Raw genomic sequence first — 19,221 nt, forward strand, 5'->3', positions numbered from 1 at the left:
CCCGCCGGCCCGCCGCAGGCTGACCTGCCGACCGGCCAGTCTGCCTGCTCGGCCTCTGTGCATGGCTCAGTGCAGCGAAAGTGCATCAAAACCCCTCATTCACTGCACTCCGGCTGCACAGAGCGCTGCACTGAGCCCGCCCAGGCGGGGCCGGTGTGCTGTACTGACTAACAAGAAAGTTCGGGCAACCGAAGTCTTGCCGCGAGGAGGGAGCTGTACGTGACCTCGGGAGTCCTCACCGCGACCGCACGCAAGCGCCGGGTCTTTCCCCTGCTCGGGCCGGCCTTCGTCGCTGCGATCGCCTACGTTGACCCCGGCAACGTCGCGGCGAACCTCACCGCGGGTGCGCGCTACGGCTTCCTGCTGGTGTGGGTGCTGGTGATGGCGAACCTGATGGCGGTCCTGGTGCAGTACCAGTCGGCGAAGCTCGGCCTGGTGACCGGTCGAACCCTTCCGGAGCTCGTCGGTGAGCGGCTGCGCAAGCCGGCGCGGATCGCGTACTGGGCGCAGGCCGAGGTCGTGGCGGCGGCGACCGACCTGGCCGAGGTCATCGGCGGGGCGATCGCCCTCTACCTGCTGTTCGGCACCCCGCTGCTCCTCGGGGGCGTCATCGTCGGGACCGTCTCGATGGGGATGCTGGTGGTGCAGAGCCGGTACGGGCAGCGGCCGTTCGAGGCAGTGATCATCGCCCTGCTCGTCATCATCGCGATCGGGTTCGTCACGGGTGTCGTGGTCAACCCGCCAGACGCCGGGGCGGTGATGTCCGGCCTGGTGCCGCGGTTCGCCGGCACGGACAGCCTGCTGCTCGCCACGAGCATGCTCGGAGCGACCGTGATGCCGCACGCGATCTACGTGCACTCCGCGCTCGCGCGGGATCGGCACAGCGGGGCCCGCGAGCCCGACGGACACGTCCACCTGCTGCGCGCCACCCGCTGGGATGTCGTCACGGCGCTCGGGGTGGCCGGCGTCGTGAACATCGCGATGTTGCTGCTCGCGGCGTCGAGCCTGCGTGGCGTTCCCGGGACCGACACCATCGAGGGTGCGCACGCCGCGGTGGTCGCGGCGCTCGGCGCCGGCGTCGGGCTGGTCTTCGCGATCGGGCTCCTCGCGTCCGGGCTCGCGTCCACGTCGGTCGGCTGCTACGCGGGCGCGACGATCATGCAGGGCCTGATCCACCGCCGGATCCCGCTGCTGACCCGCCGGGTGATCACGATCATCCCGGCTCTGGCGCTGCTCGGCTTCGGCGTCGATCCGACGTGGGCGCTGGTCATCAGCCAGGTCGTGCTGAGCTTCGGCATCCCGTTCGCGCTCGTCCCGCTGCTGCGCCTGACGAGCGACCGCGCCCTGATGGGGGCGAACGTGAACCGCCCGATCATGCGGTGGGCGATGACCGCCATCGTGGTGATCGTCGCGCTGCTCAACCTCGCCCTGATCGGCCTCACCGTCACCGGCATTTAGGGCAAAGACGGGCGCGCCGGCGGTCTTCACCCCGTCTATCGCTCCTCGACCGCTCAAGGCGTCGGACGGACCTGTCGAAGGTCCAACGAGTGCCGCGAGCGGAGAGGTGGTCATGCGTCGGAGCCCGTTCGTCGCCCTGCTCGTCGGCGTCGTGCTGCTCTCCGCCGGGTTGCTCGCCGCTGCTTAGGCGAGCGCTCAGGAGAATCAGCAGGACCGGACCTCCCAGCACGACGCCGACCAGGTGGCGCTGGCCTTCACCTCCTACTTCGAACGCGCGCGCAGTCTCGATCTGCTGCTGGCACAGAAACCCGACCTTGCCCCGCCGGCCGGCCAGGTGATCGACAACGCCGAAGCCAACCGGGGGCTGACGTACCTGCAGGACCTGTACCCGGGCGCCATCGGCGAGGCCTGCCTGAGCAATGACCGCGGCGTGGAGGTTGGCCGGGTCACGCATGGCATTGCGGCTCCGGTCGCTGAGCTGGCGACGAACGAGGCGACGAACCCCTTCTTCGCGCCGACCCTCGCGCTGGGTCCTGGGCAGGTCTACCAGGCGACGCCGTATGTCTCGCAGGACACCAGACGCCGGGTCATCTCGAACTCCACCTGGATCCGCCAGGCGAACGGCAGCCGGCTGATCGTCCACTTCGAGGTCGACCTGGAGAGCTTCCGGCAGTACCTCACCACCAGCACGACCAGTCGCCACGTCGCGGTGGTCGACCAGGCGACCGGGCGCGTCGCCCTCGAGGACGGCGTCAGGTTGCCGGCGACCGATCCGGAGGACTCGTTCCCCATCTTCGGGTCCAGGGCAGCGCTGCTGTCGGGCGCGGGCGCGGGCGCGGGCGCGGGCGCGGCTCCGGCGGTCAATGCCGCGGGCCAGCGGCTTGCGCGCAGCTCGGTGACCCACACGAGGGCCAACGCGAACGACTGGGTGATCGTGGAGTGGTCGACCGCCCGAGCCAGCTTGATCCCCTCATGGGTCGGCGTCGCTGCGGTCGCGATCGGCGTCGGCCTCATCGCGTTCTTCCTCGTCGTGGTACGCAGCCAGCAGGGCGCCCTGCGCCGGGTGGCGCTGCTCGACCACCTGACCGGCTTGTCCAACCGCAAGGCCCCTCGAGGAGTCCCTGCACGAGGCCGTGGCCGCGGCGGCCGAGCCGTGCGCCCCGCGGGTCGCGGTGCTGATGATCGACCTGGACGGGTTCAAGCAGGTCAACGACACCCTCGGGCACGACAAGGGCGACCTGGTGCTCCAGAAGATCGGTCGGCGCCTGCACGCGAACACCTTCGAGTACGACACGGCGGCCCGGCTCGGTGGGGACGAGTTCGCCGTCGTGCTGCGAGAGCTGCGGGAGGCCGACGACGTCGCGGCCGTGGCGCACCGCCTCCGCGAGGCCCTCATCCGGCCGATCGACATCGCTGGGGTCGCCCGGGCCTCCGGGCTGGCCGCGGAGCTGCTGCTCGTCATCGAGAGCGACCGGCTCGAGCTCGCGTTCCAGCCCGAGTTCTCGCTCGAGTCCGGGGACATCGTCGGCGTCGAGGCGCTCGCGCGATGGCACCGGCAGGACGACGGGGACGTCCCGCCGTCGGAGTTCATCCCGCTCGCCGAGCAGACCGGTCTCATCCGCCAGCTCACGCGGCTCACGCTGTGCAAGGCCCTGGACGAGGTCCGGGCGTGGCGCACCGCGGGGATCGGCGTCCCGGTCCGGGTGAACCTCTCCGCCCAGCTGGCCGGCGAGCGATCGTTGCCCGCCGAGGTCTCCGCCCTGCTCGACGAGCGCGGGCTCGGCGGCGACGCGCTCGTGCTGGAGATCACCGAGACCGCGGTGATCAGGGACCTCGAGGCGGCGACCGAGGTGCTGCGCTCCCTGCGCTCGATCGGGGTCCGCATCGAGCTCGACGACTTCGGCACCGGCTACTCGTCCTTCAAGGCGCTGCACGCGCTCCCGCTCGACGGCGTCAAGATCGACCGCGCGCTGGTCAACGACCCCGGCGAGAGCAGTCAGCAGCTGTTGGCCGCGACGGTCGACATCGGCCGCCGTGAAGGCCTGAACATCGTCGCCGAGGGCATCGAGAACTCAGCCGGCCTCGAGCTCGTGCGGCGGCTCGGGATCAACTCCGCGCAGGGGTACCACCTGGCGCGGCCGATGACGTCCGACGCCGTTCGCCTTCTCCTCGGCCTGGCCGGGGTGCCCGCGCAGCACGGCCCGTCCCATTGAGCGTCGGCTACCCCGGGGTCCCGACCCCGCCCGAGCAGGGGGCCCCGGGCTCCGGGGTGGTCGGTCCGTTCACGTAGGTGTGCAGGAATGCCGCCAGGCGCGTGTCGTCGGCCGAGTCGAGCTGGAGCTGAACGCCCCACGCACTCGCCACGACCGGCGCGGGGAGGGTGTCCCGAGGGCTGACGAGCACGTGGTCGCTCTTGCTCGCGAACGCGCGGAGCGTATCGAGCTGGTCGGCGGGGAGGTTGGGGGCGTGGGCGATCCAGACCGCGCCGTGCTCCAGGGAGTGCACGCCGTTCTCGTCGCGAATCGGGGCGGAGTAGAAACCGCAGTTCTGTGGAATAGCGTCGTGATTGCCGCCGGTCGGCGGGTTCTGGGCGTAGTGCACGGTGCCCTTGACGTGGTTGCGCTCGAGTCCCGTGAAGGTCTTGACGCCCTTGATCGGTCCCTTGGCGTCCGAGGCGATCGCGGTGTTCTTTGCCCCCTCATTGCGCACGATGGCGACCGTGGTGCCGGCCAGGCCGAGCACGATAACACCCACGACCGAGGCGATGAGCCAGGTGCGTTTGCGCTCCGAGCGCCTCTGGTCGGCCTTGACCCGAGCGAGGCGGGCCTGGCGCTCGGCCAGCTCGGTGTTGCGGCTGTTGCTCACGGGGATCGGCTCCTGTAGACGGCGGGTGGTGCCCGATGACGGTATAGGGGATCGGCCGGCGCTGGTTCCGGTAGCGGTTCACATCCGCATGGCCATGGGCAGCATGAAGAGGTACACGTTGAGCGCGCCGAGGCCGGAGATGATCGTCACGTAGGGCGCCAGCGTGCGGCGTCGTCGGGCCGCGGTGGCGTAGCGGCGGTACGTGATGCGCCGCGCGGTGTACAGGGACCCGGCGACACCCAGGGCGAGCAGCGCGAACTGGAGCACGTGGATCGTGCCGTTGCCGACCAGGGCCATGGAGCCGCCGGGGATGGCGTTCCCGAACATGCTGGCGATCGTGAAGAACACCGACTTGCCCTCGGCCAGGAGGTGGAACAGGTTGTGCGCGATGTGACCGGCGACGTCCAGCGGGATCAGCGCGTAGCCGAAGCGGGCGAAGTTGGTGACGAGGCTCTCGAGGTTGCGGGCGGCCGCGAACCGGGACGCGAGCGCGAGCAGCCCGACCGGGAGCCCGACGGCGACGATGAACGCGACGGTGAAGATGACCGGGTAGCTGGTCACGCCGGTGGTCCGCTCGATCGCGCCGAGGATGTCGTTCCAGACGGTCAGCATCGTGATGTTCTGGATCAGGACGATGCCCATGATGGCCATCGCGAGGAACGACTGCTCGAGCTGGGGCTTGCCGATGAACCACAGCTCGCTCGCGGGCTTGCGGACCCGGAGCTCGATGGCGTCGTTCGGGCACGACTTGATGCAGTTGGCGCACAGGTTGCAGTGCGCGCTGTCGTCCATCGTGCGCGGGAAGCTGAACAGGGGGCAGCCGGCGACCTTGTCGTTGCCGTTGTAGCAAACGGCGCGGGCCTTGCAGGTCGTGCAGATCGCGCTGTCGGCGCGTAGCTCGAGCATGCCGACCCGGGCGTAGTTGCCGGCCATCCCGCCCAGGAAGCACACGTACCGGCAGAACGTCCGTCGCTGGAAGAACGCGCCCGATCCGATGACGAGCGTGGTCAGGATGAGCAGCAGCACCCCCGAGCCCCAGGGGGACTCGACGACGCCCCACACGTGGTCGCTCCAGGTGATGGCGAGGAAGGACGCGTCGATGATCCAGATGCCGTACTTCTTCAGGAACACGGGCACCGGCCGCTTGGCGCCGACGGCGCGCTGCACGAGGTCCGACAGCGCGCCGAACGGGCACACCGCGCACCAGAACCGGCCGAGGAAGACGAACACGATCGGGATCAGCGGCCACCACAGCACCCACATCAGTGCGGTGCCCGGGTTGTCGTGCGCGGCGTCCGGGCCGAGCAGCAGCTCGTAGGCGACGAGCCCGAACACGGCGGCGACCGGGACCTGCGCGATGCCCGGGTACCAGCGGCTGCGCAGCGCCGTGCGCACGATCGGCAGGGCCAGCAGGTTGCGGCCGGGCGCCATCGGGGTCGGGTCGGGTGTGTCATCCGGGTCCGGCGCTGCGTCGTCCGGCACGCGGTCGCGTGGGTTGGCCAGGGTGGGTACGGGCATGGGGTCCTCGCGGGTCGGTGGGTGCGGTGTCAGGCAGGGCTCGGAGCCGCGCCGCGCCGCGCACGACGGCGGACGTCCTCGGCCCTCGTACGACGGCGCAGCAGCGCCGCGGCGAGCAGGACGGCGGCGTTGACCGCGGCGAAGGTGCCGAGCAGGGCGGCGCGCGGCCGGGGAACGGCTTCGGCGTGCGCGTCCGCCGGCTGCGGTAGGTCGGTCGCCGGCATCTTGCTGGCCGGCATGTCCATCCCCGGCATCGGGTCGTCTCCATCGGGGGAGGAGGCCCGCGCCGCGGCGGTGGGACCGACCGCCGTCGTCGGGGTCGCTGCCCAGGCGCCGCCGCCGCCGAGCCCCCCAGCGAGGACCAGGGCGAGGCCGACGATCGGCACGGCGCGGGACAGGTGGCGCATCGGGACTCCTCAGGACGGGGACGCTGGCTCGACCGTAGGAGCCGCCGCCGTCGTCGAGCCGGGATAGACCGTCGCTGACCTGGATCTTCAGCGGTTCTTCATGGTTCGGCCGTCGTTTCTTGATCCCCCGACGGCAGACTTCCACCGCGGCCACCGTGCGGCGCGCACCTTCGTGAGCACCGGTCACCCGATCTCAGCGACGTGCGCGCGGTGGCCGCCCCCGTCCCGATGTCCCCCCTGCGCTTGGAGAACCACCACCGATGAACGTCAAGACCCGCATCGCAGCCGTCGGCGCCTCGCTCGCCCTGGTCGTGGTGCTCGCCGCGTGCGGTGGCCAGGACACTCCGTCGGCCACCGGCCCGAACCACAACGACGCCGACGTCGAGTTCGCCCAGATGATGATTCCGCACCATGAGGGCGCGATTGCGATGGCGGATCTTGCGGTCAAGAGCGCCACCACCGAGCCGGTCAAGGACCTCGGCAGACGAATCAGTGCCGCCCAGGGCCCGCAGATCAAGGAGCTCACCTCCTGGCTCAAGGCCTGGGGCGAGGGCAGCAAAGCGGGCGCCGGCGACATGGCCGGGATGCAGATGGGCGACTCGAAGCCCGACGGCGCGATGTCCGAGCTCGGCACCACTGCGGGCCCCAGCTTCGACCGGCGGTTCCTCGAGCTGATGATCGACCACCACCGTGGCGCGCTCGACATGGCCAAGGCCGAGCTCACGGGGGGAAAGAACCCGCAGGCCCGCAAGCTCGCCCGGGTGATCATCGACGCCCAGACGTCCGAGATCGCCGAGATGACGGGGATGCTGGCGGACCTCTAGCGATCGGGCAAGAACTTCGTCGGATCTTCGTCGTTCCTCGTCGCAGACGTCGCCTCGGAGCGCGAGTCTTGGGTCATACGGAAGATCCCGCAGCGAAAGGGTGACGGACATGATGGGTTGGTACGGCGGCGGTATGGGTGCGGGCGGGTGGGTCCTGATGGGCCTGTTCTGGATCGCGCTGATCGCGCTGATCATCTGGCTGGTGGTCCGGCTGCTCCCGTCCACGTCCCGGGGTGGTTCGACCCCGACGCAGGGTGCGCAGGATTCACCGCTCGAGATCCTCGACCGCAGGCTGGCCCGCGGCGAGATCGACCTGGAGACCTATCAGGTCCACCGCGCCGCCCTGATCGCGGCGCGTGGCGGCGCACGATGAGCCGGCGGGGAAGGGATTGACCGTGCGGGGGGAGGTCGGTTGAGCATGGTCCGCGCCCTGGTCGTCGACGACGAGCCCGCGCTCGTCCGGGTCGTCGCGGCGTACCTGGAACAGGACGGCTTCGAGGTCCTGACCGCGTCCGACGGGCCGCAGGCGCTGCGGATCGCCCGCGAGAGCCCGCCCGATGTCGTCGTCCTCGACGTGATGATGCCCGGGATCGACGGCATCGAGGTCTGCCGACGGCTGCGCACCTTCAGCGACGCCTACGTGATCATGCTGACCGCGCGCGCCGAGGAGATTGACACCCTGGTCGGGCTGTCCGTCGGCGCGGACGACTACCTCACCAAGCCGTTCTCGTCACGGGTCCTCGTGGCGCGGATCCGGAGCCTGCTGCGTCGGCCCCGTACCGGCCCGGACTCCGCGGAGCCGCAGACCACGCCCGTGCGCCGGTTCGGCGAGCTCAGCGTCGATCACGAGGCGCGCGAGGCCCGGCTGGGGGACCGGCCGATCGCCCTGACGCCGATCGAGTTCGCCCTGCTCGACGCCCTCGCGTCACGCCCGCACTCCGCGTTCACCCGGGCGCAGCTCATCGAGCGAGTCTGGGGACCCGGCTGGTTCGGCGACCACCGTCTGGTGGACATCCACCTCGGCCACGTGCGTCGCAAGCTCGATGACGACGTCGGCGCACCTCGCTATGTCCGCACCGTGCGCGGGGTCGGGTACCGCATCGGTCCGGGATGAGTGCGGCCGCCCTGCGCCGACGGCGCGCTCCGCTCGGGTTCGCCTGGCGCCTCGCCGCCTCGCTCGCCCTGGTGGTGCTCGCCGGCGGGGTCACGTTGCTGGTCGTCGCTCTGCTCGTCGCTCCGGAGATCTTCCAGGCTCACCTGCGCATGGTGCCCGGAGCGGGTATCGAGCCCACACTCCAGGGGCACGTCAACGAGGCGTTCGCGAACGCCGTCCTCGTCTCCCTCGGGGTCGCGGTCCCCGTGTCGCTGCTGACCGCGTTGGCGGTTGCGTGGATCGCCGCGCGGCGCCTCGGGCGATCAGTGGCTGCGGTCGCAGCGGCCGCGGACCGGATCGCCCGGGGAAACCTCCGCGCCCGGGTCGAGGTGCCCGCGATCGGACCGGAGTTCGCCCAGCTCGCCGACGCCTTCAACGCGATGGCGGACCGGTTGGCCGACACCGAGACCACCCGGACGCGTCTGATCGGTGATCTCGCACATGAGTTGCGCACTCCGCTGGCCTCGCTCGAGGCCACCGTCGAAGCCGTCGTCGACGGGGTGCTGGCCGCCGATGGCGAGACGTTGACGACGCTGGCGGACCAGACCGCGCGCCTGCAGCGCCTGGTCGAGGACATGGCCGCCGTCTCGCGGGCCGAGGAGCGCCACCTCGACTTGCACCCCGAACTCCTGGACCCGGTCCTGGCCGCGCGGGAAGCCGTGGGCGCAGCGCACGCGCGGTTCGCCGCCGCGCAGATCCGGCTCGACGTCGACGTCGCGGACGACGTGCCTGCCGTCCGGGTCGACGCCCAGCGGCTCGGGGAGGTGCTGGCGAACCTGCTCGACAACGCGCTGCGGCATTCCTCCGCGGGTGGGCAGGTGCGGGTCGTGCTCCGCGCAGATCACGGCGACGCGGTGTGGGACGTGATCGACACCGGGGACGGCTTCGACCCATCCGACGCCGAGCGGATCTTCGAGCGGTTCTACCGGGCCGATCCCTCCCGCACCCGGACGTCCGCCGGGAGCGGGATCGGCCTGACGATCGCGCGCGCGATCGCGCAGGCGCACGGCGGAACGCTCGAGGCGACGAGCGCCGGACCCGGCACCGGCGCGACCTTCCGGCTCCGGCTCCCGCCGGTGGCTGCGGGCGTCCGGTCGTCCAGCTAGCCATTGCATACCCCTCAGGGGTATAACGAATACCTGGTAGGGGTATCCATTTCGAAGGGCGTAGGAACATGGCAGATCAGACCGCGGTCCGGCGGGTCGGTGCCGGCCACGACATGGACCACGACATGCAGCCCGGCGGTGGCCACGACGACATGTCGATGGCGGGCATGACCCGCGACCTGCGCAACCGCTTCCTGCTCGCCGCCGCGCTGTCGGTCCCGATCGTGCTCTGGTCGCCGATCGGCCGGGAGGTCGCGGGCTTCACGGTCCCCGCGCCGTTCGGGCTCCGCGACGACGTGTTCGCGCTCCTGCTCTCCATCCCGGTGGTCTGGTACTCGGCGTGGATCTTCTTCGCGGGCGCCGTCCGGGCGCTGCGTGCCAGGACGCTGGACATGATGGTCCTGGTCGCCGTCGGGGTGGGTGCGGGCTGGTCGTACAGCGTCGCGATCACGCTCACCGGCGGCGGTGACGTCTTCTACGAGGCGGCCACGGTGCTGACGGCCTTCGTGCTGCTGGGCCACTGGTTCGAGATGCGGGCCCGGGGCGGGGCGAACGACGCGGTCCGCACGCTGCTCGAGCTCGCCCCGGCGACGGCGGTGGTGCTGCGCGACGGCGAGCCCGTGGAGCTGAGCACCGCACAGGTGCAGGTCGGTGACCTGGTGCTCGTGCGTCCGGGGGCGCGGGTGCCCGTCGACGGGGTGGTCGAGGAGGGCATCTCGGAGGTCGACGAGTCGATGGTCACCGGGGAGAGCCTGCCGGTGGCCAAGGCCCCGGGGGCAGAGGTGATCGGTGCCTCGATCAACACCACGGGCACGCTGCGCGTGCGGGCGTCGAAGGTCGGCGCGGACACCGCACTCGCGCAGATCGTCGCCCTGGTCCAGGCGGCGCAGCGCTCCAAGGCGCCCGGCCAGCGGCTCGCCGACCGTGCCGCCTTCTGGCTGGTCCTGGTTGCGCTGGTTGGTGGCAGCGCGACGTTCGTGGCCTGGCTGGCGTCCGGCGCGAGTGCGGCGACCGCCCTGCTGTTCGCGATCACGGTGGTGGTCATCACCTGCCCCGACGCGCTCGGCCTCGCCACCCCGACGGCGATCATGGTGGGCACCGGCCTCGGCGCGACCCGAGGGGTGCTGTTCAAGAACGCCACCGCGCTGGAGACCGCGGCCCGGATCGACGTCGTGGTGCTGGACAAGACCGGCACGCTGACCAAGGGCGAGCCGGAGGTCACCGACGTGATCGTCGACGGGATCTCGCAGGAGGAGCTGCTGAGGCTCGCGGCCGCCGTCGAGCGCGAGTCCGAGCATCCGCTGGCTCGGGCGATCACCGCGCTGGCCGCCGAGCGCGGGCTGGCGGCGCTCGCGGCCACGGGCTTCCGCAACGTGCCCGGTCAGGGTGCGGGAGCGCATGTTCAGGGCCGTCGCGTGCTGGTGGGCAGCCAGCAGCTCCTGGCCGCCGAGGGGGTCGAGGCCGGGCCCCTCGCGATCCGCCGCGAGGAGCTCGCCGAGCGGGGCCGGACGGCGGTCCTGGTGGCCGTGGATGGGCGCGCGGTCGGGGTGATCGCGCTCGCGGACGCGGCCCGGGAGTCCGCGGCCGCTGCGGTGGCGGCGCTGCACGAGTCGGGGACAGAGGTGGTCATGCTCACCGGTGACAACGTGGCGACAGCGCGGCGGATCGCCGACCAGCTCGGCATCGACACCGTCATCGCGGAGGTGCTCCCCGGCCAGAAGGCGGACCGGATCGCCGCGATCCAGCGGTCGGGTAGGCGGGTCGCGATGGTGGGCGACGGCGTGAACGACGCGCCCGCGCTGGCCACCGCCGACCTCGGCATCGCAATCGGGGCCGGCACCGATGTGGCGATCGAGACCGCCGACGTCGTGCTGCTGCGCTCGGACCCGCTGGACGTCGCCGTCGCGCTCCGCATCGGGGCCGGGACGCTGCGCACGATGCGCCAGAACCTGGGCTGGGCGATCGGGTACAACGCGATCGCGCTGCCGATCGCGGCGGGCGTGTTCGCTCCCGCGTTCGGGCTCGTGCTGCGCCCGGAGATCGCCGCCCTGTCGATGTCGGGGTCGAGCTTGCTCGTCGCGGTCAACGCGCTGCTGCTCAAGCGGCTGAGGCTGCCGTCGTCGGGCCCCAGGATGGGGGGATGAGACCCCCCGAGCAGGCGCCCGACCCAGCGGTGACCGGGCGACCCCGGGTGCTGGTGGTGGACGACGAGGAGCCGCTGGTCCGGCTGGTCTCGGCGTACCTGGAACGGGACGGGTTCGAGGTGCGCACCGCGTCGGACGGCCGGGAGGCGATCGACGCCGCCCGGGGGTGGGACCCGGCCGTCATCGTGCTCGACCTCGGCCTGCCCGGGACGGACGGCATCGAGGTGTGCCGCGCGGTGCGCACGTTCTCCGACTGCTACATCGTGATGCTCACCGCCCGGGTGGAGGAGCTCGACAAGCTCGTGGGCCTGTCCGTCGGCGCGGACGACTACCTCACCAAGCCGTTCAGCCCCCGCGAGCTGGTCGCGCGCGTGCGGGCCATGCTGCGCCGACCGCGCGCTCCGCGGACCCAGGAGGAGCCGGAGCCGCCGGTGGCCGCGTTCGGCTCGCTGTCGATCGACGTCGCCGGGCGTGAGGTCCGGCTCGGCGCGGACCTGGTCGAGCTGACCCGCACGGAGTTCGACGTCCTGGCGGCGCTCGCGGCCCGCCCTCGGATGGCGTTCACCCGAGGACAGCTCATCGAGGCGGTGTGGGGTCCCGCGTGGGTCGGCGACGAGCACCTGGTCGACGTCCACGTCGGGCACGTGCGTCGCAAGCTGGGTGACGACCCGGCGCTGCCGCGGTTCATCCGCACCGTCCGGGGCGTCGGCTACCGGATGGGCCCGGGGGCGTGAGCGGGGCGCGGATCATTGCGCGCCGAGACCTGGCCGCCCGGCTGCTGGCGGCGATCGTGGTGGTGGTGGTGGTCGGTGGCGCGACCGCGTGGCTCGTCGTCGCCGGCGTCGGTCCGGCGATCTTCCACCACCACATGACCCAGACGGCCGGCTCGAGCTCGAGCACGGTGGAGCACGCCGAGCGGGCGTTCCGCACCGCCTCCGCGCTGTCGCTCGCGCTCGCCCTCGCCGCGGCGCTGGTCATGTCCGTGGTGGTGAGCGTCGTCCTCACGCGACGCATCACCCGGTCCCTGACTCCCGTGACCGAGGCGGCCGGCCGCGTGGCCGACGGCGACTACACGGCCCGGGTCCCGGCGATCGGGCTCGGCGCCGAGTTCGACGACCTCGCGCTCGCCTTCAACACCATGGCCACCGACCTGGGCCGGATCGAGACCACCCGCACCCGGATGCTCGCCGACCTCGCCCACGAGATGCGCACCCCGGTCACCACCCTGGGCGCGTACCTCGAGGCGATCGCCGACGGCGTCGAGCACGCGGACGCGCCCACCCTGGCCATGCTGGGCGAGCAGGTCACTCGCCTGGCCCGGCTGAGCGAGGACATCGCGCTGGTCACCACCGCCGAGGAGGGCCGGCTCACGATGCGGCGCGAGCCGATCGGCGTCGCGCAGGTGGTCACCGGCCAGGCCGCCCAAGCCGCCGCGCGGTACGCCGCGCGCGGCGTGCACCTCGACGTCCGGGTCTCGCCGACCGCGCAGGCCGCCCGGGTCGACGCCGACGCCGACCGCCTCGCCCAGGTCCTGACCAACCTGCTCGACAACGCCCTGCGCCACACGCCCACCGGGGGAGCGGTCCGGGTGCTGCTCGACCGCGCCGGCTCAGGGGCGCGGATCGTGGTGGCCGACGACGGCGACGGCATCCCCGCCGAGCACCTGCCGCACGTGTTCGACCGGTTCTACCGGGTCGACTCCGGCCGCGACCGTGCCCACGGGGGCTCCGGGGTCGGCCTGTCGATCGCACGAGCCATCACCGAGGCCCACGGCGGCACGATCACCGCCCACAGTGACGGCCCGGGCCGCGGCGCGGTCTTCACGGTCACCCTCCCCACCGCCCCCGAACCCCGCGCGAGGTAGTGCCCCCTCAATCGTCACCGCCGGCCAACCGCCAGGCCACGACGTCAGGGAGCCGTCGGCGACCGGTGGGCGTCAGCGTCGCGTGCGGACTGCGCGATCAGCGCGTGGATCTCGTCCGCCGGGAGAGCGTGGTGCCACAGCCAGCCCTGGCCCCAGGTACATCCCATGTCCCGCAGGAGGAGCTGTTGTTCGGCCGTCTCGATGCCTTCCGCGACGACGGTGAGCCCGAGCCCAAGACCGAGCGCGACGATGCCGGCGGTGATGGCGCTGCCGGTGCGGTCGGTGTTCAGCGTCTGGGTGAACGACTTGTCGATCTTGATCTCGTCGACCGGGAGGCGGCGAAGGTACTCGAACCCGGCGTAGCCGGTCCCGAAGTCGTCGACGGCGATCTTCACCCCACGCTCGGACAGCGTGCGCAGATCGGTGGTGGCCGAGGTCCCGACATTGAGCAGCTGGCTCTCCGTCAGCTCGAGGATCAGCTTCTCGACGGGCAGGGCCGACGCGGCGAGCGCGGCGTCGACCTGGCGGTGCAGGCCCTGGTTGCCGAGCTGCCGGGAGGACACGTTCACGGACATCGCCGGCGCGCGGTCCCCGTATTGCCGGTGCCACGTCCCGGCCTGATCGCAGGCTGTGCGCAGCACCCATCGGCCGATCTCGCCGATCAGGCCGCGCTGCTCGGCCACATCGACGAACCCGTCGGGGAGCAGCAGGCCCCGCTGCGGGTGCTGCCAGCGGACCAGCGCCTCGACCGCGATGATCGCGCCGGTGTGAAGGTCGACCAGGGGCTGGTAGTGCACGCGCAGCTCCTGCTGCTCCATCGCCCGGCGCAGCTCGGCCTCGACGCTGAGGACCCGGATGGCCGCCGCGTGCAGGGAGGAGTCTGCCGGTTCCCAGCGCTGTCCGCCGCGGTGCTTCGCGACGTACATCGCGGCGTCCGCGTCGCGCAGAAGGTTTTCGGGGGTGCTGCTCTCATTGCTGAGGGCGACGCCGATGCTGGCCGGGGCGGTCAGCCTGTGCCCGTTCAGGTGGATCTCCACGGCGAGCGCCCGCTGGATCTTCTCGGCCAGGACGGTGGCGCCGGAGGGCTCCGTCAGGTTCTCGCACACCACGACGAACTCGTCGCCGCCGATCCGGGCCGCGATGTCGCTGTCCCGCACGTTGGCGCCGATCCGGGCGGCCACCTTGATCAGGAACGCGTCGCCGGCGGTGTGCCCGAAGCTGTCGTTGAGCGACTTGAAGTCGTCGAGGTCGAGGAAGAGCACGGCGACGTGAGTCCCGTTACGTCGCGAGCGAGCCAGGGCGTTGCCGAGGTGTTCCATGAGCAGGGCACGGTTCGGGAGGCCGGTGAGGTCGTCGTGCAGGGCCCGGAAGACCAGCTGCTCCTCGACCCGTTTGCGCGCCGTGATGTCCTCGACCTGGGCGAGGACGTAGAGCGGAGCACCCTGCGGACCGCGGACCAGGGTGGCGCCGAGCAACCCCCAGAGCGTCTCCCCGCTCGCGTGCACGAACCGCCGCTCGGTGTGGCATTTCGTGTAAGCGTCGGAGAGCAGGCCGTTCAGCGCCGCCACTGTGTCGTCGACGTCCTCCGGCGCCAGGACGTCAGCCTGCGGGCGGCCGAGGATCTGATCGGCCGTCAGCCCGAGAAAGTCGCACATGGCCTTGTTGACGCGCAGGTACCGGAAGCGCCCGTCCTCGCCGTCCACCGAGAGCAGCGCCATTCCGACGAGGGAGTCGTCGAAGGCGAGCCGAAACCGTTCCTCGCTGTCGGCCAGCGCCATCTCCGCGTTGTGTCGTTCGGTGATGTCGCGCGTGATTCCGACGATCCGGTAGACCCGGCCGGTCTCGTCACGGGCGGGGATCAGGGTGGAGTGGTACCAGCGTCGACCGGCGGGCAGCTCCAGCTCCGCGTCCTCCTCGATGGGTACGCCGGCGTTCACACAGTTGCGGTACTTGCGGTTGACCGCCTCGGCGACCTCCGGTGGAACTACCTCCTCGATGTACTTGCCGAGCATGGCCTCGCGCGGGATGCCGCTGGACCGGGCCAGGGCCGGGTTGATCTCGAGGTTGCGGAAGTGCTGCCCGTCCGGGGACACCTCGAGCAGGAACATGCTGTCGAGGGCGTTGTCGAACACGTCCCGGTACCGGGCCTCCCGCTCGGCCAGCTCGAGCTGGACCCGCGCAAAGCGGCTCTCCGACTCCGCGAGTGCTCGAGCGGTCGCCCGCGCTCTGGGGCTCACAGCGACTCGGCGGTGTGAGGGAGCGTCTGCGAAGACATGAGATCTCCTGGGCCACGACGAGAACAGCGGTACGCCACCCCAGATGAAGGCGTCCGAGGACGCGCCTTGCTGCCCTCGATGCTATCGTGCCGGCCGCTCCCGGACGGGACTCGTGCCGAACGAGGACGAGGCCGCCACCGTCCCGGAGATAGGCGCCGGACCGCGCCGCAGAGCGTGGAATGGCACGCGCGCCTACAGGCCCTCCGCGATCCGCTTGATCGCGGCCAGACGGCGGTCCCACTCGGCGCCGATGTGGTCCAGGCTGCGCGCGGTTTCGCTGAGCTGCGAACCGAGGACGCGGTAGCGGAGCTCCCTGCCGACCCGCACGGACTCGACGAGGCCGACCTCCTGCAGCACTGCGAGGTGCTTGGCGATGGCCTGGCGGGTGACCGGGAGCCGCCCGGCGAGAGCGGACGCCGAGGCGTCGCCCTCGCCGAGGGTCGCCAGGATGCTCCACCGCGTCTCGTCGCCGAGCGCGGCGAACACCGGAACGAGAGTCTTCGCGCTCACGACCCTCCCTCGAGGTAGTCGACCAGCTCGTCGAGCTCGGTGTCCCAGCCCTTGCGGTGGCTCTCCATGTTGAATGTCGGGTCAGTTGTTGTGCCGAATCCCGATTCAACGACCGTGAGCTGCGTGCCGCCTGCAAGGGGCTCGAGGGTGAAGCGGAACACCGTCGAGTGGTCGTCGTCGACCTCGTCCGGGTGGAATCCGCGCGCGTCGTCGTTGCTCCAGCGGTAGGCGATCGTCCGGGGCGGGTCGAGCTCCTCGATGCGCACGGGGATGTCGCCGTAGCCCTCGAACGAGAAGGCGCCACGGGCGCCGACGGCGACGTCGTCGAGCATGGCGGACTGCCCCAGCCACCCCACGATGTGCTCGGCCTTGGTGATCGCGGCCCAGACCTTCTCGATCGGTGCCGCGATGGTGATGGTCCGCGTCACGGTCAGGTCGCGGCTGTCGACGGTGCTGGGCGGATTGGTGGTCATGGTCATGATTCTCTCCCTCTCGGTTGGATACTGCAACCACAGGGTTGCACCAATATCGGAGAACTGCAACCCCTGAGTTGCAAGTGCCGGGATGGCTTCCGCACAGGAGTCTGGCGTGCGAGCGCCGCTCCGACTGGCGGCGCCCCTTACCGGGTAGCGACGCCCCACGGGGAGGTTGCGAGTGCGGCCTCGAGGGAGGTCACGGGCAGGTCCGGGTACAACTGCCGGTGCCCCGCGGCGTCGAAGGTGTGGTCGGCGCTGTCCAGGTCGAGCGCCGCACGCAGCTGCGCGCCGAGTCCGGGCCGCACTCGTCCGGCGGTGCCGGCCAGCACGCGCAGCACGGGTGGCGGGAGATGCCTCGGCGGTCGGGTGCTCCCGGCCGCCGCCGCCACCGCAGAGGCGAGCTGGTTGAACGTGAGGTTCTTGGGCCCGCCGATCTCGAGCGCGGTGCCCCGCAGGGCGTGGTCGGTGATGGCGCGTTCGACCAGCGCGGCGACGTCGACGACCGAGACGAAATTGATCGGGTTCTCCCCGCGTCCGAAGACCAGCGGTCGCCCGGAGCGGTCCACCGTCCCGGTGAGGATCTCGATCCATAGCTCGAGATAGGCGGTCGCCCGCACGATGGTTGCCGACACACCGCTGGCCAGCAGGTGCTGCTCGGCCGCGTGCTTCATGCGAAAGAGCTCGACAGGGCTGTCGGGCGCGGCCCCGACAACAGACATGAGCACGACGTCGGCGCCCGCGTGCTTCGCGACGTCGACCAGGTTGGCGTTGCCGTCGCGGTCCACGGTGGCCGGCGACTGGCCCTGCGACCCGCCGAAGCCGTGCACGGCGCAGAGCACGACCTGAACATCTCGCAGGGCGGGTAGCAGGCTGCTCCGGTCGCGGACGTCGCCGTGGCAGACGTCGACCCGGTCGGCGAAGAGCCGCCCGGCCCGTGCCGGGTCACGGGTCAGCACCCGCACCGCCAAGCCCTGGTCCACGAGGTGCCGCACCACCATGGCGCCCAGTCGGCCGGTACCGCCGGCGACGAGGATCACGAGGGAAGTCCCGGTGCGACCTGACGACGAATGGCGCCGTCGACGCCACCGCCGGAATCTCCGCCGCCATCGTCCAGTGGCTCGAGGAAGAACCTCGCCCACTCGGCCAGCCCGTCTCTCACCCCGAAGATCACCACGCCTCGCATGACGTGCCCGGAGCCGTCCGGGCGGGTGCCGCGGTGCTCCCACTCGGTCCAGATGGTGTCAGCGTCGATCGTGTAGGCGAGCACGTCGGCCGTCAGGTCCGGGACGAACCGGAAGATCTGCTCCCAGTTCTTGCGCACCTGGTCGCGCCCCGTGAAGCCTCGGCCCGGATGCGCGGGCGTCTCGTTTCGGTAGCCGGGCGCGAAGCACGCGACGAGGGCCTCCAGGTCGTGATCGTTGGTGGCTCGGCGGAGCCGCTCCAGCATCGCCAACGGTCCGTCAGGGGTCCCTGGATCAACAGCCATGGCCAGCTCGTCCTCTCTGATACAGTGCTCTGTAACCAATACGAAAGCATGGAACGAAACATGCAGCCCGTCAAGCCCCGCCGCCGGTACGCATCCTCCCGCCGGGACCAGCAGGCGCGCGAGACCCGTGCAGCGGTGGTCGCGGCTGCGCACGCGCTCTTCCTCCGAGACGGATTCGCGAAAACCACCATCGCGTCGGTCGCGGCCGAGGCCGACGTCTCCGTCGAGACGGTGTACAAGGCCTTCGGGGGCAAGGCCGGGCTGGTCCGGGCGATCTGCGAGGTGGCGCTCGAAGGCGAGGGTCCGGTGCCCGCGGAGGCCCGATCAGACGCGCTGCACGCGGTCGAAGCCGACGGCCGCGAGATCATCCGCAGGTGGGGGATCCTCGCCGCGGAGGTCGCCCCACGGGTCTCGCCACTGCTCTTGCTGCTGCGGGATGCGGCGACCACCGACCGGGGGATGGCGGAGCTGCAAGCCGAGCTGGACGCCCGACGGCTCGGTCGCATGACCGACAACGCCCGCAGGCTCGACGCGGCGGGCCACCTTCGCGCGGACCTGACCGTCGAGCAGGCCGGCGAGCTGCTATGGACGTTCAGCTCGCCCGAACTGTACGAGCTGCTCGTCGTCCGGCGCGCCTGGGACGCGGCGCGCTACGGAACGTTCATTGCCGACGCCGTGACCGCCGCCCTGCTGTCGCCGGACGGTGGGGCACCTGCGTCTGCGGCCGGGAATTGAGCCGGCCGGTCCCAGATTGTGCCGATCGCCGTTGCCCGTTACGGCGCGCCGCCTGAGCGCGGCAGCCCGGCGTCCTCCGACGGACCCTCGCCCGGACCGGCAACGCTGAGCTCGTGCTGCGGGCGGTTCTCGCCGGGCGCCGGGGCCGGTTTGCCGTCGTGTCTCCCGTAGTGGTCCGCGCGGAACGCCGCAAGCCAGCCAGACAGCCTCGCTGCACACGGGGACCGGACCCAATGGACGTAACTTAAGGTCCACGCGGGCGGGATCCAGAGGAGGATCCCCGCTCGGGGGCGACTGGCAGGGGGTCCTAAGTTGCGACCATTGGGGCTTGGCGGGTCGGGCCCGGTTGGTTCTCGGCGGCTCGGCCGACTCGGTGGGCTACGCGGCCTCGGGGGACCT

Annotated in this window: 20 protein-coding genes; 10 read left to right on the forward strand and 10 right to left on the reverse strand. The window is 71.4% G+C overall.

Annotated elements, in window-relative coordinates; genetic code table 11:
* Nucleotides 1-219: 219 nt before the first annotated feature.
* A complete protein-coding gene (locus tag VIM26_RS24280; protein WP_331955908.1) occupies nt 220-1,458 on the forward strand; it encodes an Nramp family divalent metal transporter in 1,239 nt (412 codons plus the stop codon).
* Here the strand turns inward: VIM26_RS24280 and VIM26_RS24285 are convergent.
* Both VIM26_RS24285 and VIM26_RS24290 read right to left on the reverse strand, forming a co-directional pair.
* Nucleotides 1,445-1,912 carry a hypothetical protein gene (locus VIM26_RS24285; RefSeq protein WP_331955909.1) on the reverse strand — a complete coding sequence of 156 codons (468 nt, stop codon included), beginning with the start codon at nt 1,910-1,912 and terminating at the stop codon, nt 1,445-1,447. The genes VIM26_RS24280 and VIM26_RS24285 overlap by 14 nt on opposite strands.
* Nucleotides 1,913-2,001: 89 nt before the next feature.
* Nucleotides 2,002-2,472: a hypothetical protein gene (locus VIM26_RS24290; RefSeq protein WP_331955910.1), complete on the reverse strand. Its 471-nt coding sequence runs from the start codon at nt 2,470-2,472 to the stop codon at nt 2,002-2,004.
* 107 nt (nt 2,473-2,579) lie between these two features.
* Here VIM26_RS24290 and VIM26_RS24295 point away from each other — a divergent pair, with 107 nt between their 5' ends.
* A complete protein-coding gene (locus tag VIM26_RS24295; RefSeq protein ID WP_331955926.1) occupies nt 2,580-3,671 on the forward strand; it encodes a bifunctional diguanylate cyclase/phosphodiesterase in 1,092 nt (363 codons plus the stop codon).
* Between the two features lie 7 nt (nt 3,672-3,678).
* Here the strand turns inward: VIM26_RS24295 and VIM26_RS24300 are convergent, their stop codons facing one another.
* The 3 genes from VIM26_RS24300 to VIM26_RS24310 form a co-directional block, all read right to left on the reverse strand.
* The gene (locus VIM26_RS24300; RefSeq protein ID WP_331955911.1) at nt 3,679-4,323 is read right to left on the reverse strand and encodes a DUF3105 domain-containing protein; all 645 of its coding nucleotides are present in this window, start codon (nt 4,321-4,323) and stop codon (nt 3,679-3,681) included.
* Between the two features lie 78 nt (nt 4,324-4,401).
* The gene (locus VIM26_RS24305; RefSeq protein WP_331955912.1) at nt 4,402-5,841 is read right to left on the reverse strand and encodes a 4Fe-4S binding protein; all 1,440 of its coding nucleotides are present in this window, start codon (nt 5,839-5,841) and stop codon (nt 4,402-4,404) included.
* Between the two features lie 29 nt (nt 5,842-5,870).
* Nucleotides 5,871-6,248 (reverse strand): hypothetical protein, encoded by a 378-nt coding sequence (locus VIM26_RS24310; protein WP_331955913.1) that lies wholly within the window; start codon nt 6,246-6,248, stop codon nt 5,871-5,873.
* A gap of 260 nt (nt 6,249-6,508) precedes the next feature.
* On the opposite strand from VIM26_RS24310, the gene VIM26_RS24315 reads away from it, so the two are divergent.
* The 7 genes from VIM26_RS24315 (at nt 6,509) to VIM26_RS24345 (ending at nt 13,339) form a co-directional block, all read left to right on the forward strand.
* Entirely contained in the window at nt 6,509-7,072 is a 564-nt protein-coding gene (locus tag VIM26_RS24315) for a DUF305 domain-containing protein (RefSeq protein WP_331955914.1), read from the forward strand.
* Nucleotides 7,073-7,181: 109 nt separating this feature from the next.
* Nucleotides 7,182-7,445 carry an SHOCT domain-containing protein gene (locus tag VIM26_RS24320; protein ID WP_331955915.1) on the forward strand — a complete coding sequence of 88 codons (264 nt, stop codon included), beginning with the start codon at nt 7,182-7,184 and terminating at the stop codon, nt 7,443-7,445.
* Nucleotides 7,446-7,490: 45 nt separating this feature from the next.
* The gene (locus VIM26_RS24325) at nt 7,491-8,186 is read left to right on the forward strand and encodes a response regulator transcription factor (protein ID WP_331955927.1); all 696 of its coding nucleotides are present in this window, start codon (nt 7,491-7,493) and stop codon (nt 8,184-8,186) included.
* Nucleotides 8,183-9,331 carry a HAMP domain-containing sensor histidine kinase gene (locus tag VIM26_RS24330; RefSeq protein WP_331955916.1) on the forward strand — a complete coding sequence of 383 codons (1,149 nt, stop codon included), beginning with the start codon at nt 8,183-8,185 and terminating at the stop codon, nt 9,329-9,331. Before VIM26_RS24325 ends, VIM26_RS24330 begins: the two co-directional genes overlap by 4 nt.
* Nucleotides 9,332-9,399: 68 nt before the next feature.
* Complete coding sequence (locus tag VIM26_RS24335; RefSeq protein ID WP_331955917.1) at nt 9,400-11,475, forward strand: copper-translocating P-type ATPase; 2,076 nt, start codon at nt 9,400-9,402, stop codon at nt 11,473-11,475.
* Nucleotides 11,472-12,209: a response regulator transcription factor gene (locus tag VIM26_RS24340; RefSeq protein ID WP_331955918.1), complete on the forward strand. Its 738-nt coding sequence runs from the start codon at nt 11,472-11,474 to the stop codon at nt 12,207-12,209. Before VIM26_RS24335 ends, VIM26_RS24340 begins: the two co-directional genes overlap by 4 nt.
* On the forward strand, nt 12,206-13,339 hold the full coding sequence (locus VIM26_RS24345) for a HAMP domain-containing sensor histidine kinase (protein WP_331955919.1): 1,134 nt from the start codon (nt 12,206-12,208) through the stop codon (nt 13,337-13,339). The genes VIM26_RS24340 and VIM26_RS24345 overlap by 4 nt, the downstream gene beginning before the upstream one ends.
* A 44-nt stretch (nt 13,340-13,383) precedes the next feature.
* Here VIM26_RS24345 and VIM26_RS24350 read toward each other — a convergent pair whose 3' ends face one another.
* The 5 genes from VIM26_RS24350 to VIM26_RS24370 form a co-directional block, all read right to left on the reverse strand.
* Nucleotides 13,384-15,576 (reverse strand): sensor domain-containing protein, encoded by a 2,193-nt coding sequence (locus VIM26_RS24350; RefSeq protein ID WP_331955920.1) that lies wholly within the window; start codon nt 15,574-15,576, stop codon nt 13,384-13,386.
* Between the two features lie 231 nt (nt 15,577-15,807).
* Nucleotides 15,808-16,125 carry a metalloregulator ArsR/SmtB family transcription factor gene (locus VIM26_RS24355; protein ID WP_331955921.1) on the reverse strand — a complete coding sequence of 106 codons (318 nt, stop codon included), beginning with the start codon at nt 16,123-16,125 and terminating at the stop codon, nt 15,808-15,810.
* Nucleotides 16,122-16,604 carry an SRPBCC family protein gene (locus VIM26_RS24360; RefSeq protein WP_331955922.1) on the reverse strand — a complete coding sequence of 161 codons (483 nt, stop codon included), beginning with the start codon at nt 16,602-16,604 and terminating at the stop codon, nt 16,122-16,124. Before VIM26_RS24360 ends, VIM26_RS24355 begins: the two co-directional genes overlap by 4 nt.
* 140 nt (nt 16,605-16,744) lie before the next feature.
* Nucleotides 16,745-17,638 carry an SDR family oxidoreductase gene (locus VIM26_RS24365; RefSeq protein WP_331955923.1) on the reverse strand — a complete coding sequence of 298 codons (894 nt, stop codon included), beginning with the start codon at nt 17,636-17,638 and terminating at the stop codon, nt 16,745-16,747.
* Nucleotides 17,635-18,087: a nuclear transport factor 2 family protein gene (locus VIM26_RS24370; protein WP_331955924.1), complete on the reverse strand. Its 453-nt coding sequence runs from the start codon at nt 18,085-18,087 to the stop codon at nt 17,635-17,637. The genes VIM26_RS24365 and VIM26_RS24370 overlap by 4 nt, the downstream gene beginning before the upstream one ends.
* A 60-nt stretch (nt 18,088-18,147) precedes the next feature.
* Here VIM26_RS24370 and VIM26_RS24375 point away from each other — a divergent pair, with 60 nt between their 5' ends.
* Nucleotides 18,148-18,822: a helix-turn-helix domain-containing protein gene (locus VIM26_RS24375; protein WP_331955925.1), complete on the forward strand. Its 675-nt coding sequence runs from the start codon at nt 18,148-18,150 to the stop codon at nt 18,820-18,822.
* The last annotated feature ends 399 nt before the right edge of the window (nt 18,823-19,221 follow it).

Origin of the sequence: Pengzhenrongella sp. (genome assembly GCF_036565025.1) — a bacterium.
In the GTDB taxonomy this organism is placed as follows: Bacteria; Actinomycetota; Actinomycetes; order Actinomycetales; family Cellulomonadaceae; genus Pengzhenrongella.